The 15,145-nt window shown below is 67.6% G+C and carries 13 protein-coding genes and 1 pseudogene; 11 read left to right on the top strand and 3 right to left on the bottom strand.

Annotated elements, in window-relative coordinates:
• Positions 1–140 precede the first annotated feature (140 nt).
• On the top strand, positions 141–1,067 hold the full coding sequence (locus tag NFX52_RS17660; RefSeq protein WP_055395835.1) for a LysR family transcriptional regulator: 927 nt from the start codon (positions 141–143) through the stop codon (positions 1,065–1,067).
• Here NFX52_RS17660 and NFX52_RS17655 read toward each other — a convergent pair.
• Positions 1,053–2,237, bottom strand: a complete 1,185-nt coding sequence (locus NFX52_RS17655) for an MFS transporter (protein ID WP_055395833.1) — start codon at positions 2,235–2,237, stop codon at positions 1,053–1,055. The genes NFX52_RS17660 and NFX52_RS17655 overlap by 15 nt on opposite strands.
• A gap of 238 nt (positions 2,238–2,475) precedes the next feature.
• Between NFX52_RS17655 and ubiU the strand changes: the two genes are divergently transcribed.
• From ubiU to NFX52_RS17610, 9 genes and pseudogenes are all read left to right on the top strand, one after another.
• Positions 2,476–3,528: a ubiquinone anaerobic biosynthesis protein UbiU gene (gene ubiU, locus NFX52_RS17650; protein ID WP_238385518.1), complete on the top strand. Its 1,053-nt coding sequence runs from the start codon at positions 2,476–2,478 to the stop codon at positions 3,526–3,528.
• 223 nt (positions 3,529–3,751) lie between these two features.
• Positions 3,752–4,714: a U32 family peptidase gene (locus tag NFX52_RS17645; RefSeq protein ID WP_055395831.1), complete on the top strand. Its 963-nt coding sequence runs from the start codon at positions 3,752–3,754 to the stop codon at positions 4,712–4,714.
• Positions 4,715–4,732: 18 nt separating this feature from the next.
• On the top strand, positions 4,733–5,353 hold the full coding sequence (gene trhA / locus NFX52_RS17640) for a PAQR family membrane homeostasis protein TrhA (RefSeq protein ID WP_055395829.1): 621 nt from the start codon (positions 4,733–4,735) through the stop codon (positions 5,351–5,353).
• Between the two features lie 17 nt (positions 5,354–5,370).
• Positions 5,371–5,907, top strand: a complete 537-nt coding sequence (ubiT, locus tag NFX52_RS17635) for a ubiquinone anaerobic biosynthesis accessory factor UbiT (RefSeq protein WP_055395828.1) — start codon at positions 5,371–5,373, stop codon at positions 5,905–5,907.
• A 2-nt stretch (positions 5,908–5,909) separates the two neighbouring features.
• A complete protein-coding gene (locus NFX52_RS17630) occupies positions 5,910–6,323 on the top strand; it encodes a putative zinc-binding protein (protein WP_055395826.1) in 414 nt (137 codons plus the stop codon).
• Positions 6,316–6,912 carry a UbiX family flavin prenyltransferase gene (locus NFX52_RS17625; protein WP_055395824.1) on the top strand — a complete coding sequence of 199 codons (597 nt, stop codon included), beginning with the start codon at positions 6,316–6,318 and terminating at the stop codon, positions 6,910–6,912. Before NFX52_RS17630 ends, NFX52_RS17625 begins: the two co-directional genes overlap by 8 nt.
• 66 nt (positions 6,913–6,978) lie before the next feature.
• Positions 6,979–8,467, top strand: a pseudogene (ubiD, locus tag NFX52_RS17620) (4-hydroxy-3-polyprenylbenzoate decarboxylase).
• 163 nt (positions 8,468–8,630) lie between these two features.
• Positions 8,631–10,271, top strand: coding sequence for a long-chain-fatty-acid--CoA ligase (locus tag NFX52_RS17615; RefSeq protein WP_252635754.1), 1,641 nt, complete (start codon positions 8,631–8,633; stop codon positions 10,269–10,271).
• 67 nt (positions 10,272–10,338) lie between these two features.
• Complete coding sequence (locus NFX52_RS17610; RefSeq protein ID WP_082437336.1) at positions 10,339–11,598, top strand: branched-chain amino acid ABC transporter substrate-binding protein; 1,260 nt, start codon at positions 10,339–10,341, stop codon at positions 11,596–11,598.
• A gap of 40 nt (positions 11,599–11,638) precedes the next feature.
• On the opposite strand, the gene NFX52_RS17605 is transcribed toward NFX52_RS17610, so the two are convergent.
• Entirely contained in the window at positions 11,639–12,409 is a 771-nt protein-coding gene (locus NFX52_RS17605) for an SOS response-associated peptidase (RefSeq protein ID WP_055395818.1), read from the bottom strand.
• Positions 12,410–12,607: 198 nt separating this feature from the next.
• Between NFX52_RS17605 and NFX52_RS17600 the strand changes: the two genes are divergently transcribed.
• Positions 12,608–13,897: an acyl-CoA dehydrogenase family protein gene (locus tag NFX52_RS17600; protein WP_055395816.1), complete on the top strand. Its 1,290-nt coding sequence runs from the start codon at positions 12,608–12,610 to the stop codon at positions 13,895–13,897.
• Between the two features lie 68 nt (positions 13,898–13,965).
• Here the strand turns inward: NFX52_RS17600 and NFX52_RS17595 are convergent.
• Positions 13,966–15,145, bottom strand: a 1,180-nt coding sequence (locus NFX52_RS17595) for a diguanylate cyclase (protein WP_353848491.1), incomplete at its 5' end; no start/stop codon positions are given.

Raw genomic sequence — 15,145 nt, 5'->3', positions numbered from 1 at the left:
AAACACAAACGGAAGGAGTGACCGGCCTGTCCAGCCATCGTGGATGGAGCCGTGGGCCAGCATGCAGGGCCATGCAATTGTTGGACCGAACCCCGCCCCTGGGCTCTGCTTTAATCTGCCCAGCCGACAGTTTTTCTTACATGCGCAAACACATCCCCAGCACCCGCGCCCTGCTTGTTTTCGATGCCGTGGCACGCCACCACGGCGTGAGCAAGGCCGCCGAAGAACTCTGCCTCACGCACAGCGCCGTGAGCCAGCAGCTGCGCCTGCTGGAGGGCCAGCTGGGCTTGCAGCTCGTGCAGCGCGGCGCACGCGGCTCCACGCTCACCGACGTGGGCCGCCGCTACCACGCGCAGGTGGTGGGCGACTTGCTGCGGCTGCAGAACCACACGCTCGAAGCCATGGCCCAGCGGCCCGATGGCGCGCGCCTGCTGGTGGGCTGTGTGCCCGTGTTTGCCGAGCGCTGGCTGCTGCCCCGGCTGCCCGCCTTTCTGGCCGCGCACAAAGGCTGCAGCCTGCACTTGCAGGTGTACCCCACGCAGATCTACATGGCGGAGATCCCGTTTGATGTGGCCGTGCAGTACGACGACGCGGCCTGGCCCGGCGTGGTGCCAGCGCCTCTGATGCCCGAGGTCTGCGTGGCCGTGTGTGCACCGCAGTCGCGCCACCGGCGTGCGACAGAGCGCGGCGATTTTCGGGCCGTGCCGCTGCTGCAGCTCAGCTCGCGCCTGGGGGCGTGGGACGACTGGCTGGCCCGTGCGGGCATCACGCGCATTCCGGGCCACACGTTGGGTGGCCACCGCTTTGATCTGTTCTCGATGCTGGTGGAGGCGGTGCGCGCCGACTTGGGGCTAGGCCTGGTGCCCCGGTATTTTGTGGAGCGCGAACTGCAATCGGGCGAGCTGGTCCTGGCCCACCCGCACCACGACAGCGGTGCGCGGGGCTACAGCCTGTTCGTGGCGCCGGGGCGTCTGGAAGACCCTGCGGTGGCGGCCTTTGCACACTGGCTGCGCACCACGGTGGTCGCAGAAGGCGCTATGGCTAAGGTGCCTTTAGACGCTGCTTGAAACGCGCTTGCGCTGCAGCCCCAGCCAGGCCAGCGCCAGCCCCGTCACCACAATGGGCACCAGCGAACCGGCGTTCAGCAGCGTCCAGCCCTGCGTCGTGACCAGCACGCCCGACGAGAACGCGCTCAGCGCCAGCGTGGCGTACACGCAGAAGTTGATGGCCGCCTGGGCGCGGTCCTTCTCCTCCGGCCGGTAGGCCGTCATGGCCAGCGTGGTGGAGCCGGTGAACAGGAAGTTCCAGCCCACCCCCAGGAAGAACAGCGCAACGCCGAAGTGGTGCAGCTCCACGCCCATCAGCGCCACGGCCACACAGGCGAAGTTCAGCGCCACGCCCACGCCCATCACGGGCAACACGCCAAAGCGCTTGATCAGGTGGCCGGTGAAAAAGCCGGGCGCAAACATGCCGATCACATGCCATTCCAGCACCAGGGCCGACGCGTCAAAGTCAAACCCGCACACCTGCATGGCCAGTGGCGTGGCGGCCATCAGCAGGTTCATCACGCCATAGCCCAAAGCGGCACCCAGGATGGCCACCACCATCGCGGGCTGCCGCAGCAACTCGGCCAGCGGGCGCCCCCGTGCCGGTTGCCCGGCGGCATTCAGCACCACGGGCTGCGCTTCGAAGCGGATGGCGGCCATGCAGGCCATGGCCAGTAGCGCCACCCCCATCAGCGCGATGTAGGCGCCTGCAAACGGCACCGGGAACAGCGTGCGCGTGGCGCTGGCCAGGTTGGGGCCTGCCACGGCGCCCAGCAGGCCACCGGCCAGCACCAACGACACGGCCTTCTCGCGGTAGTCCGGGGCCGCCAGCTCGGCGGCCGCAAAGCGGTACAGGCCACCGTTGGCGCTGTAGTAGCCCGCCACCAGCGTAGCGGTGCACAGCAGCCAGAAGCTGCCGCTGAACGCCGCCCAGGCACACAGCGCGGCCGATGCCACGGCCACGGCCAGCCCGATCTGGAACGACACCTTGCGCCCCCAGCGCGACTGCGTGCGCGCCACCAGCGGGGTGGACAGCGCCCCGCCCACCACGTAGCCCATCACCGGCAGCGTGGCCATCCAGCCAAAGGGCGCCAGCTGCAGGCCCACCAGGCCATTGATGGCAATGAAGACAACGTTGTTGGTGAGGAAAAGGCCTTGGCACAGCGCCAGCAGCCACAGGTTCTTGTTCATGACAGGGCAGCGCCCGGGTTGGGCAAAAGGAAGGAACGAAAAGTGGGACAGCGTAGACGCAAGTCAAGGCCTGGCGGCTATGGGGTGCGCTGCGGAGGCGGGCCACATCAAAACCCGACTGGTTTGCTCCGGAATTGTGCACCGCCGTTGATGAAGATCAGCGGATGCGTGGGGTGTCCTCATTATGGTGGCGCCCAGTGCTGTGGCCCGCACCGGGGCCAGCGTTTGAATGTTTGTGATGGAACCCTTGAATTCGATGGCGGTCGCCTTGCCAGTGGCTGCAACCCCTGGTCTGGAACTCGTCTGCCCCGCCGGCAGCTTGCCCGCCCTGAAGGCCGCTGTGGACCACGGCGCCAACTGCGTCTACCTGGGCCTGCGCGACGCCACCAACGCGCGCAATTTTGCGGGCCTCAACTTTGACGAGGCCGCCATCGCCAACGGCATTGCCTATGCGCATGGTCGCGGCTGCAAGGTCTTCATGGCGCTCAACACCTACCCGCAGGCGGCCAACCCGGGGCCGTGGCGCAGCGCACTGGACAAGGCGGTCGACCTGGGCGTGGACGCGGTCATCCTGGCCGACCCCGGCCTCATGCACTACGCGGTGCAGCACCATCCCCGGCTGCGCCTGCACCTGTCGGTGCAGGGCTCGGCTACCAACTACGAGGCCATCAACTTCTACCGCGAGCAGTTCGGTATCGTGCGCGCCGTGCTGCCGCGCGTGCTCTCGATGGAGCAGGTGCGCCAGGTCATCGATCGCACGCCGGTCGAGATCGAAGTCTTCGGCTTCGGCAGCCTGTGTGTGATGGTCGAGGGGCGCTGCGCGCTGTCGTCGTACGTGACCGGCGAATCGCCCAACACGCATGGCGTGTGTTCACCCCCGAAGGCCGTGCGCTGGGTGGAGACCCCGCAGGGCCGCGAGTCGCGCCTGAACGGTGTGCTCATCGACCGCTATGCACCCGGCGAGAACGCGGGCTACCCCACACTGTGCAAGGGCCGCTTCGACGTGGGGGATGACGAGAACTACTACGCCATCGAAGAGCCCACCAGCCTCAACACGCTGGAGCTGCTGCCCCAGCTGCTCAAGATGGGTGTGCGCGCCATCAAGATCGAAGGCCGCCAGCGCAGCCCCGCGTATGTGGCGCAGGTCACCCAGGTCTGGCGCGAGGCCATGGACCAGTGCCTGGCCTACCCGCACCGCTATGCGCCCAAGACGCGCTGGATGGCCAGCCTGGACCAGGTGGCAGAAGGCCAGCAGCACACGCTGGGCGCCTACCACCGCCCCTGGAAATGAAATGATCAGGCGACAACCCCCTGAGCCGCTGCGCGGCTTCCCCCTTCTCTCTACGCGCTTCGCGCTAGGGGAAGGGGGACAACGCCAGCGCACGCCAGCGAAGCGCCGCATACGCGGCTTGGCGGCCCTTGCGCGGCGTCCCCTGGCCTGGATCGCGCCAGATCGAAGGTCGGTGCGCCGCTTTGAATCCGAAATATCACGATGAAACCCCGGAGATCGCCCCATGAAACTCTCTCTCGGCCCGTTGCTGTACTACTGGCCCCGCGACACCGTGTTCGCGTTCTACGAGGCCATGGCCGCCACGCCTGTGGATGTGGTGTACCTGGGCGAGACGGTATGCTCGCGCCGCCATGAGCTGCGCCTGGCCGACTGGCTGGCGCTGGCGCGCATGCTGCGGGGCGCGGGCAAGGAGGCGGTGTTGTCCAGCCAGGTGCTCATCGAGTCCAGCGCCGACGTGGGCGTGATGCACAAGATCACAGGCAACGGCGAATTTCTGGTCGAGGCCAATGACATGGGTGCGGTGAGCTGTCTTGCGCGCGCACCCGCCGGGCCGCAGGCCTTTGTGGCCGGGCCGCACCTGAACCTCTACAACGCGCACTCGCTGCAATGGATGGCGCAGCAGGGCGCCACGCGCTGGGTGATGCCGCTTGAAATGTCGCAGGACGCGCTCGCTGCCGTGCTGGCGCAGCGGCCCGCAGGTTTGGAGACAGAGGTGTTTGCTTACGGACGCATGCCGCTGGCCTATTCGGCACGCTGCTTTACCGCACGCCACCGCAACCTGCCCAAGGACGACTGCCAGTTCAGCTGCCTTGACCATGCTGACGGACTGCCGCTGCGCACGCGCGAGAGCGAGGGCTTTCTCGTGCTTAACGGCACGCAGACCCAGTCGGCCCGCGTCTACAACCTGGCCAACGAACTGGTGGCGATGCAGGCCCAGGGCGTGGACGTGGTGCGCCTGAGCCCGCAGGCCCAGCACATGCCGCAGGTGATCGCCGCGTTTGACGAAGCCCGCCGCGCAGTGGTTGCGAAAGAGACTCCTAAAAAGACCCCCGACTTTGTGAAGCGCATGCAGCCCTTCATGCCCGATCTGCCCTGCAATGGCTACTGGTTCGGGCGCCCGGGCCTGGAGCAGGGGCTGCAAGGGGCAGCGCGTGGTGCTGCCGCGCGGCCTGCGATGCATCCATAACGCGAAGCGAATCACCGCATGTACCCCGGCGAACGTTTCAACAGCATCAGCCACCTGGTGGGCGCCCTGCTCGCCATGGCAGGCACGGCCGTGCTCATCACCCTTGCTGCACGCCTGGGCGATCCGTGGAAGGTGGTGGCGTTCAGCATCTACGGCGCCATGCTGGTGGCGCTGTACGCCGCCTCCACCGCGTACCACAGCGTGCGCCGGCGCACCATCAAGGCCGTGCTGCAAAAGCTGGACCACTGCAGCATCTACCTGCTGATTGCGGGCAGCTACACGCCGTTTGCGCTGGTGTCGCTGCGCGGTGCCTGGGGCTGGTCGCTGCTGGGCGTGGTGTGGGGGCTGGCCCTGCTGGGCATCGCGCAGGAGATCTGGTGGGCGCGGGGTGCACGCGTGCTGTCGCTGGTCATCTACGTGCTCATGGGCTGGTTGGCGCTGGTGGCCGTGGTGCCGCTGTGGCAGGCGCTTACGCCAGCCGGGTTTGCCTGGCTGCTGGCGGGCGGCGCCTGCTACACGCTGGGCATCGTCTTTTATGCACTGGACCACCGCGTGCGCCATGGCCACGGCCTGTGGCACCTGTTTGTGCTGGGCGGCAGCGTCTGCCACTTCTTCACCGTGTTTTTCTACGTGGCCTGAGGGCCCGTCTTCAACCTATGGCTGCTTTCCCTTCTTCACCCACCCCTGCCGCGAACCCACGGCTGGTGCCGCCGCCCGTGGGGGCCTTGCTGGCGCGCCTGCCCGCCTACCCCGGCTCGATGCTGCTGGTGACGGCGCTCAACCTGGCGCTCGCGCGGCACCTGCCCGATGACGTGGGCCGCTTGTTGCTTCACAAGAAGATGCGGGTGAAGGTACGCGATGCGCGCCTGGCCTTTGACTTTGCCTGGACAGGCCAGCGCTTCGCTCCCCACGCCCCGCTGGTGCTGCCGCAGGTGGCCGACGTGACGCTGAGCGCCACAGCCCATGATTTTTTGCTGCTGGCCCAGCGCCAGCAAGACCCCGACACGCTGTTCTTCAGCCGCCGCCTGTCGATGGAGGGCGACACCGAGCTGGGCCTGGTGGTGAAGAACGCGCTCGATGCGATCGAGCTGCCCGTGCTGGACCCGCGCCAGTGGGTCCACAAGCTGGCGCCGCGCCAGGTGCTGGGCCACCTGCGCCGCCGCCTGGACCCGACTCCACGCAACGGAGGGTGAGCATGAACACCGACACCCATCCCCAGACCCATCCCTTGGTCTATTCCTGTTCCGGCTGCTCCAGCGCCGCGCAGCTGGCCAACCACGTGGCGCTGCAGCTCGACCGGCGCGGCGTGGCCGAGATGTCGTGCATCGCGGGGGTGGGCGGCGACGTGCCGCACCTGATGAAGACCGTGCGCTCGGGCCGGCCCATCATCGCGCTCGACGGCTGTCCGCTGGTCTGCGTGAAAAGCACGCTGGCGCGCCACGGCATTGCGGCCGACCGGCATTACCAGCTGCAGCAATACGGTGTGAAAAAGCGCGTGCATGAAGACTTTGACCCCGTGCAGGCCGCGCTGGTGTTGGAGCAGGTGGAGGCCGACCAGCGCGCACAGCCCTTGGTTCGCTCTGCCGCCATGGAGCCCTCGCATGGCTGATGCTGCCCACACCCGCCGCATCATCGTCGCGATCTCGGGCGCCAGCGGCGCCGTGTACGGCGCGCGCCTGCTGCAGGTGCTGCAAGGCCAAAGCGGCATCGAGACCCACCTGGTCGTCTCCGACGCTGGCTGGCGCAACCTGCAGCACGAGCTGGACATGGACCGCCCCGCCGTTGAGGCCCTGGCCCACCGCGTGCACGACGTGGCCAACGTGGGCGCGGCCATCGCCAGCGGCTCGTTCCAGTGCCATGCCATGGTGGTCGCGCCCTGCTCCATGCGCACGCTGGCTGCCATAGCGCATGGGCTGGCCGACAACCTGCTCACCCGCGCGGCCGACGTGGCCCTCAAGGAGCGCCGCCGCCTGGTGCTGATGGTGCGCGAGTCGCCCCTGCACCTCACGCACCTGCGCAACATGGTGGCCGTGACCGAGATGGGCGGCATCATCTGCCCGCCGCTGCCCGCCTTCTACCTGCGCCCGCAGACCGTGGGCGAGGTGGTGGATTACAGCGTGGCCCGCGTGCTCGACCTCATTGATGTGCCGCACGACCTGGCGCCTCGGTGGCAGGGTCTGGAGCTGAATGCTCCTTAATTGATAGCTGTTTGCGCTTGTTGGAAAAGCGCTAGCGGCCAATTTCATTCAAATTCTGGACCCGATATGGCCTACCGCGACCTCCGCGACTTCATGGCCCAGCTCGAAGCCACGGGCGACCTGCGCTGCGTGGCGGAGCCCGTGTCGCCCCACCTGGAGATGACTGCGCTCAGCGACCGCGTGCTGCGCGCAGGCGGCCCGGCGCTGCTCTTCACCCAGCCCATGGGCCACCGCATGCCGGTGCTCACCAACCTGTTTGGCACCACAGACCGCGTGGCCCGCGCCATGGGCGTGGCCGACCTGCACGGCGTGCGCGCCCTGGGCGAACTGCTGGCCACCCTCAAGGAGCCCGAGGCGCCGAAAGGCTTCAAGGACATGCTGGGCATGGGCCAGCTGCTCAAGACCCTGTGGAACATGGCGCCGCACACCGTGGCGCGCGGCGCACCCTGCCAGCAGGAGGTGTGGGAGGGGCCAGATGTTGACCTGGCCCGCCTGCCCGTGCAGCACTGCTGGCCCGGTGACGTGGCCCCCCTCATCACCTGGGGTCTCACCATCACCCGCGGGCCGCGCAAGGCGCGGCAGAACCTGGGCATCTACCGCCAGCAGGTGCTCTCGCGCAACCAGGTCATCGTGCGCTGGCTGGCCCACCGCGGCGGCGCGCTGGACTTTGCAGACCACTGCGCCACCCATCCCGGCCAGCCCTACCCCGTGGCCGTGGCGCTGGGGGCCGACCCGGCCACGCTGCTGGGTGCCGTCACGCCCGTGCCTGATGGGTTGAGCGAATACCAGTTTGCCGGGCTGCTGCGCGGTGCGCGCACCGAAGTCACACCCGCGCTGGGTGTGCCCCTGCACGTGCCCGCCACCGCCGAGATCGTGCTCGAAGGCCACATCCAGCCCGATGCCAACCACGCCAGCGGCTGGCAGCACGCGCTGGAAGGGCCGTACGGCGATCACACCGGCTACTACAACGAATGCGCCGAGTTCCCCGTGCTCACGGTGGACCGAATCACGCTGCGCAAGGACGCGATCTACCACAGCACCTACACCGGCAAGCCGCCCGACGAGCCCGCCGTGCTCGGCCTGGCTATGAACGAGCTGTTCATCCCGCTGTTGCAAAAGCAGTTCCCCGAGATCGTGGACTTCTACCTGCCGCCCGAAGGCTGCAGTTACCGCATGGCCGTGGTCAGCATCCGCAAGGCCTACGCCGGCCACGCACGGCGCGTGATGATGGGCGTGTGGAGCCACCTGCGCCAGTTCATGTACACGAAATTCATCGTGGTGGTGGACGACGACGTGAACGTGCGCGATTGGAAAGACGTGATCTGGGCCATCACCACCCGCATGGACCCTGCCCGCGACACCCTGCTGGTGGAGCACACACCGATTGACTACCTGGACTTCGCCTCACCTGTCAGCGGCCTGGGCAGCAAGATGGGGATGGATGCCACGAACAAGTGGCCGGGGGGAGACCCGGCGCGAATGGGGCCGCCCCATGGCGATGGACGCCGCCGTGCAGGCGCGCATGGACGGGCTTTTTATGGCGCTGGGCCTCTGACACCACCGCGCACCGCGGCGGTGCAGAGCTCCCCAGTCACGTAGAAGACAAGCACGCCCCGCGTTGTTTGCGACGATGCGCCAGCCCCAGCACAGAGGGCTCTGCACCGGCACCGACGGATGCCGGGATGCAGCACAGCGCACATCCCTAGGAGACAACGGCAATGCAGCAGCACCAGCCCGGCAGCATGATGGACCGGCCATTACTGGTTTCGGCCATCCTCGAGCACGGTGAGAACCAGTACGGCGACCAGCAGATCGTCTCGCGCGACACCAATGGCAGCCTGCACCGCTACCGCTTTGCCGACATGGCCCGGCGCGCCCGGCAGCTGGCCAACGCACTGCAGGCGCTGGGCCTGCGCCCTGGCAGCGTGGTGGGGTCGCTGGCCTGGAACAACTACCGCCACCTGGAGGCGTACTACGCCGTGTCCGGCAGCGGCATGGTCATGCACACCTGCAACCCACGCCTGCACCCCGAGCAGCTGGCCTACATCGTCAACCACGCCGACGATGAGGTGGTGCTGTTTGACACCACTTTTGCACCGCTGGTGCGCGCCATTGCGGCGTCGTGCCCCCGCGTACGGCACTGGGTGGCGCTGTGTGATGCGGACACGCTGGGCACCATCGACCTGCAAGGGGTGTCCAGGGCCGAGGCCTACGAGACACTGGCGGCCGGCCAGCATGACCGCTTTGCGTGGCCCGAATGTGATGAAAAGACCGGCGCAGCGCTGTGCTACACATCCGGCACCACCGGCAACCCCAAGGGCGTGCTGTATTCGCACCGGGCGCTGGCGCTCAGTGCCCTGTCGGCCTGCATGCCGGGTGTGCTGAGCATCAGCGCGCGGGAGACCGTCCTGCCCGTGGTGCCCATGTTCCACATCAACGCCTGGTGCCTGCCCTACGCGGCCCTAATTGGCGGGGCCAAGCTGGTGCTGCCCGGCCCGCGCCTGGACGCCGCCAGCCTGTACGAGCTGATGGAGACCGAGCGCGTCACCGTCAGCGCGGGCGTGCCCACGATCTGGATGGGCCTGATCCAGCATGTGGAGCAGAACCTGCTGCGCTTTACCACCATGCGGCGCACGGGCGTGGGCGGCTCGGCCATGCCCAAGGCGCTGATCGCCAAGTTCAGCGACGTGTACGACGTGGAGGTGCGCCATGGCTGGGGCATGACCGAGACCACCGCCATCGCCACCATAAGCGTGCTGGGCGCGGCCGATGCCGAGCTGCCGCCCGAGGACCGCCATGCACTGGTGGCCAAGCAGGGCAAGTCGGTGTTTGGCATCGAACTCAAGCTCGTGGATGAAAACGGCGCCAGCCTGCCCCGCGACGGGGTGGCGCAGGGCGAGCTGATGGTGCGCGGCCAGTGGATCGTGGACCGGTACCACAAGGCCGAGCGTTCGGCGCTGGTCGATGGCTGGTTCCCCACCGGCGACATCGCCACCATCAGCCCCCAGGGCGTGGTGCAGATCCGCGACCGCACCAAGGACGTGATCAAGTCGGGCGGAGAGTGGATCAGCTCCATCGACCTGGAGAACGCCGCCGTGGCGCATCCGGCGGTGGCCATGGCCGCTGTCATCGGCGTCAAGCACCCCAAGTGGGACGAACGCCCGCTGCTCTTCATCGTGCGCAAGCCCGGCCAGTCGCTCGACAAGGCGCAGATCCTGGACTTCCTCGCAGAGCGCGTTGCCAAGTGGTGGCTGCCCGACGAAGTGCTGTTTGTCGAAAGCCTGCCGCTGGGCGGCACCGGCAAGGTCCAGAAAAACGAGCTGCGGCAACGCCATGGCGCGGTGTTCGGCGGCGAGTGACGCAGCCACGTGTTGACGGCTTTCGGCTTTCCTTTCTTTCCCACTCACCCACCCCACGGAGACACCCATGAACATGGTTCCCAGGAAATGGCCTCATCAATGGCTTCAGGCCGGCGCCTGCGCCGCAGCGCTGGTGATGGCGGCACACGCCGGCGCGGCCGAGACGGTGAAGATCGGCTTCATCGACCTGCTGTCCGGCCCCTTTGCGCTCACCGGCCAAAGCTCGCTCAATCAGCTGCGCGAGGTGGTGGCGCAGGTCAACGCCGAGGCCGGGCCCAACGAGCCCAAGTTCGAGGTGATGGACTTTGACAACAAGGGCACGCCGCAGGAGAGCCTGAACGCCCTGAAGGCTGCCACCGACCGGGGCGTGCGCTACATCACCCAAGGGGGTGGATCGGGGGTGGCGCTGGCGCTGGTGGACGGGCTCAACAAGCTCGCCGAGCGCGACCCGGAGCGCGCCACCGTGTACCTGAACTACGCCGCCATGGACCCGCAGCTCACCAACGAGCGCTGCAGCTTTTGGCACTTCCGTTTCTATCCATCGAGCGAGATGAAGATGGAGGCGCTGACCACCTACCTGCAAGGCCGCAAGGACGTGAAGCGCGTGTACCTGCTCAACCAGGACTACACCCACGGCCGCCAGGTCTCCAAGGCCGCCAAGGAATACCTGGCGCGCAAGCGGCCCGACATCGAAATCGTGGGCGATGACTTCATCCCCATCGCGCAGACGCGCGACTTTGCCCCCTATGTGGCCAAGATGGCCGCTGCCAAGGCCGATACGGTCATCACCTCCAACTGGGGCAGCGACCTGACGCTGCTGTTCAAGTCCTCGCGCGACTACGGCCTGAACATCAACTACTTCACCCTCAACGCCAACAACCCCGGCACGCCCGCGCAGATCGGGCCCTGGGGCGAAGGCAAGGTGGGGGTGATCTGGAACTGGGTGCACAACGCCCCCACGCCCGATCTGGAAAAGATCTACGTGGACTACAAGAAGAAGACCGGCGACGACTTTGTGTTTGCCGCGCACTGGAACAGCATGCACATGCTGCGTGAAGCCATGCGCAAGGCCCAGTCCACCGACGCCAAGAAGGTGGCCCTGGCGCTGGAAGGCATGACCTACAAGAGCCCCATGGGCGAGGTGCGCATGCGCAAGACCGACCACCAGCTCGAAGCGCCGCTGTACCTGGGCATCTGGGCCAAGCAGGGCAGCAAGGGCGTGAAGTACGACGCGGAGAAGACCGGCTACGGCTTCCGCTCCGAAGTGGCCTGGGACAACTACATCAGCGCCCAGCCCACGTCCTGCCAGATGAAGCGGCCGTCCTGAGTCCCCTACCGCGCCACCGTGCCGCTCACGCGGCGCGGCATCAGCCCAGCAAGCCCTTGGGCACCTTGTCTGCCTTTTTCTCCACCGGGTTGGCTGTGAGCCACTGCGCTGCGTATTGGCGCATGAACTCCTTGGCCTTCTCTGGCCGGGCCGTGAGCCACGCGTCGTAGGCGCCTTCGTTCAGGATGGCGGGCATGCTTTTTTCGCTGCCGGGCTGGCCGTAGCGGTGCAGCAGTGCGTGGTTGTTGGCGTTTACCGTGAGCAGGCAGTAGCTGATGATCACCTCGCCATCGGCCCCCTGCCAGCGCGCCCACAGGCCCGCCACGCCCATGGGCTTGCCGTCCACGCGCGCCACGCGGGTAGGCACGGCCTTGCCGCTGCGCAGGTCGTCTTCGTAAAACGCCACCATGGGCACGATGCAGCGCTGGCCATTCAGCCACGCGTCGCGGAACGCGGTGCCGGTGGAGGCGGTGTCGGACTTGGCATTGACCAGCTTGGGCGCGCGCAGCTTGGCATCGGATGCCGACTTGACCCAGTGCGGCACCAGGCCCCATTGCGCGGGCACGAGCACGCGTTCCGTGCTGGCGGCGGGTGCGTCTGTGGGCGTGTCTGCCGGGGGGCTGGGTTCGGCGTCGGCCGCCGCTTTGGCCACCACTGGCTGGGCGATGGCGGCTGCCGTGGCCGCATGCACGATGAAGAAGCCGGGCTTGCGTGGCCACAGGTGGCGTTCACCCAGGGCCTGCGGTGGCTCGACCGCAAAGGCCTCGCGGTAGGTGTCGGCGTGGGGCAGGGTTTCGTAATGGGTGCTCATGGGGCGATGGTAGCGTGTGGTGTTGAGGTTTCTTGCATGAAATAGGGCTCTAGCGCTTGTTTGATAAGCGATAACAGCTATAAAAACAGAAGCATCTGTAGGCCCGCTGTGCCACCCACCTGGCCCGGTCCTGACCTGTATCAAGCCCGTTGTCGCCTGCGTTGTGACGCGCGCTGGCGCTGTTTTCACAATGCCCTCATGGACTTCGCACCTTCCCCTCTGGCCCTTCAATGGCGTGATCGCCTGCTGGCGTTCATGGACCGGTATCTGCTGCCCTACAACCCCGCCTGGCATGCGGCCGTGCTGGCGGGCGACTACCCGCCGCCTTTTGTGGAGGACCTGAAGGCGCTCGCCCGCGAGGAAGGCCTGTGGAACCTGTTCCTGCCCACGCTCGAGGACGACGAGCCCGGCACGCGGCTGTCCAACCTCGACTACGCGCCGCTGGCCGAGGTCATGGGCCGCCTGCCGTGGGCGGCCGAGGTGTTCAACTGCCACGCGCCGGACACCGGCAACATCGAGCTGTTGCACCGCTTTGCCACACCTGCCCAGCGCGCCCGCTGGCTGGTGCCGTTGCTGCACGGCCATATGCGTTCGGCATTTGCGATGAGCGAGCCCGACGTGGCCTCGTCCGACCCTACCAACCTGCAGACCACGGTGCGGCGCGAGGGTGACCACCTGGTGCTCAGCGGTCGCAAGTGGTTCATCACCGGCGCGGCGCATCCGCATTGCCAGCTGCTCATCGTGCTGTGCCGCAATGCAGGTGACGTCCAGACCGACAGCCACCATCGCCACAGCATGGTGCTGGTGCCCGTGGACACGCCGGGTGTGCAGATCGTGCGCAACATCAGCGTGCTGCATCACCATGCACCCGAGGGGCATTGCGAGATCCTGCTGCAGGGCGTGCGTGTGCCTGCCGACCACCTGCTGGGCGACTGGGGCGCCGGCTTTGCGATGGCGCAGGCGCGCCTGGGGCCGGGCCGCGTGCACCACTGCATGCGCACCATCGGCCAGTGCGAGCTGGCGCTCTCCCTGGCCACCGAGCGCGCGCTGGAGCGCACGGCTTTTGGCAAGCCGCTGGCCGAGCAGGCCAATGTGCAGGAATGGCTGGCCGAGTCGCGCATCGAGATCGACCAGGCGCGTTTGCTGGTGCTGCATGCGGCCTGGCTGCTGGACCAGGGCGACGCTGCCGATGCGCGGCAGGTGCGTGCACAGGTTGCCGCCATCAAGGTGGTGGCCGCACGCCTGCAGCAGCGCGTGGTGGACCGCGCCATGCAGATCTTTGGCGCCATGGGCCTGTCGCCCGACACGCCGCTGGCGGCGTTCTGGACCTGGGGCCGCGCGCTGCGGCTGATGGATGGGCCCGACGAGGTGCACCTGCGCACCGTGGCGCGGCACGAGCTGCGTCAGGCGCGCGAGCAGCTCGGCACCTTGGCAGCCTACTTCACCACCCCGGAGCAGATGCGCGCACCGCCACGGCTGAGTGCCTGAGTCCCGGGAGGAGACCAGAGGAAAGAGGCGAGAAGAAAGAAGCAGACGGAACGGCCGGTTGCGGCCGGTCAGGTCTGCGCGCTATGGGATCGACTGCCCCGGCGGGGTGATGGCGCCACCGCCACGCGGTTGCGTCCGAGCGATTTGGCGGTGTACAGCGCCAGATCGGCGCGCTCCAGCGTCAGCTCCAGCGTGTCGTGGGGCACGTGCTGCGCCAGCCCGGCAGAGACGGTCAGGCTCAGCGTGCCCGACGTGTGCGGGATCTCCATCGCCGCCACGGCCGCGCGCACGCGTTCGAGCAGGTCCCGCGCGTCGTTTATGCGCGTGTCCGACAGCAGCAACACAAACTCTTCGCCGCCCCAGCGGGCCAGCACATCGGTGTCGCGCACGCTGGCCCGCACCGCGCCCGCAAAGGCCTGCAGCGCGCGGTCGCCCATGGCGTGGCCATGGCTGTCGTTGACGCGCTTGAAGTGGTCAATGTCCAGCTGGGCCAGCAGCAGGGGGCGGCCGCTGCGCAGGCTGCGTCGGCGTTCCAGCTCCATCAGGTCCTGCATGGCGCGGCGGTTGGGCAGGCCCGTGAGTTCGTCGCGGGTGGCCAGATCGCGGTTGACGGCGAGCGCCTGGGCCAGCGCCTCGCGCTGCTCCTGCAGCCGCGCGCGGATGCGCTGGATGCGCAGGTTCAGCGCAATGCTGCCGCCCAGCACGATCAGCACCATGAGCGCATAGGCGGTATCCAGGTAGCCAAACGGGCTGGCGTTAAAGCGCGTGGTGGCCGCCACCGCACAGCCGAAGGCCAGCAGTGCATACACGCCGATGCCGATCACCTCGGCCACGGTCAGGCCAAAGGTGCCAAAGAACAGGATCATGGCCAGCACGGCGGGCACCACGCCCCGCGCGTCGCCCGCCAGCACATAAGCCACGGCGCCGCTGGTGATGGTCCAGACCATCTGGGGCACGGTGAGTGAGGGGTCGCTGAGCCGCGCGGTCTCGCCCGAACGGATGAACGCGGTCATCACCACCATCCCGCCGACCGAGATGGCGGCCCACCACTGCACGGCAACGGCGTTCACTGCGCTGCTCGCCGTTGCCACCATCAGCATGACGCCCGCACTGCTGGTCATGAGCACCAGCGCGAGCAACGCCATGGCCACCAGCGTGCGCCGCCGACGGTCGGTGGAGAGAACCACATCCCGAATGCGGTGCCAGCGGGAAGGTGTGCGCAAGGTGGGTGCTCCTGCCAGGGCGGTG

It is taken from the genome of Acidovorax facilis (genome assembly GCF_023913775.1).
Lineage (GTDB): Bacteria > Pseudomonadota > Gammaproteobacteria > Burkholderiales > Burkholderiaceae_C > Acidovorax > Acidovorax facilis.
Note: the sequence above shows the minus strand (reverse complement) of the source record. Positions and strands in the feature narration are given on the sequence as shown.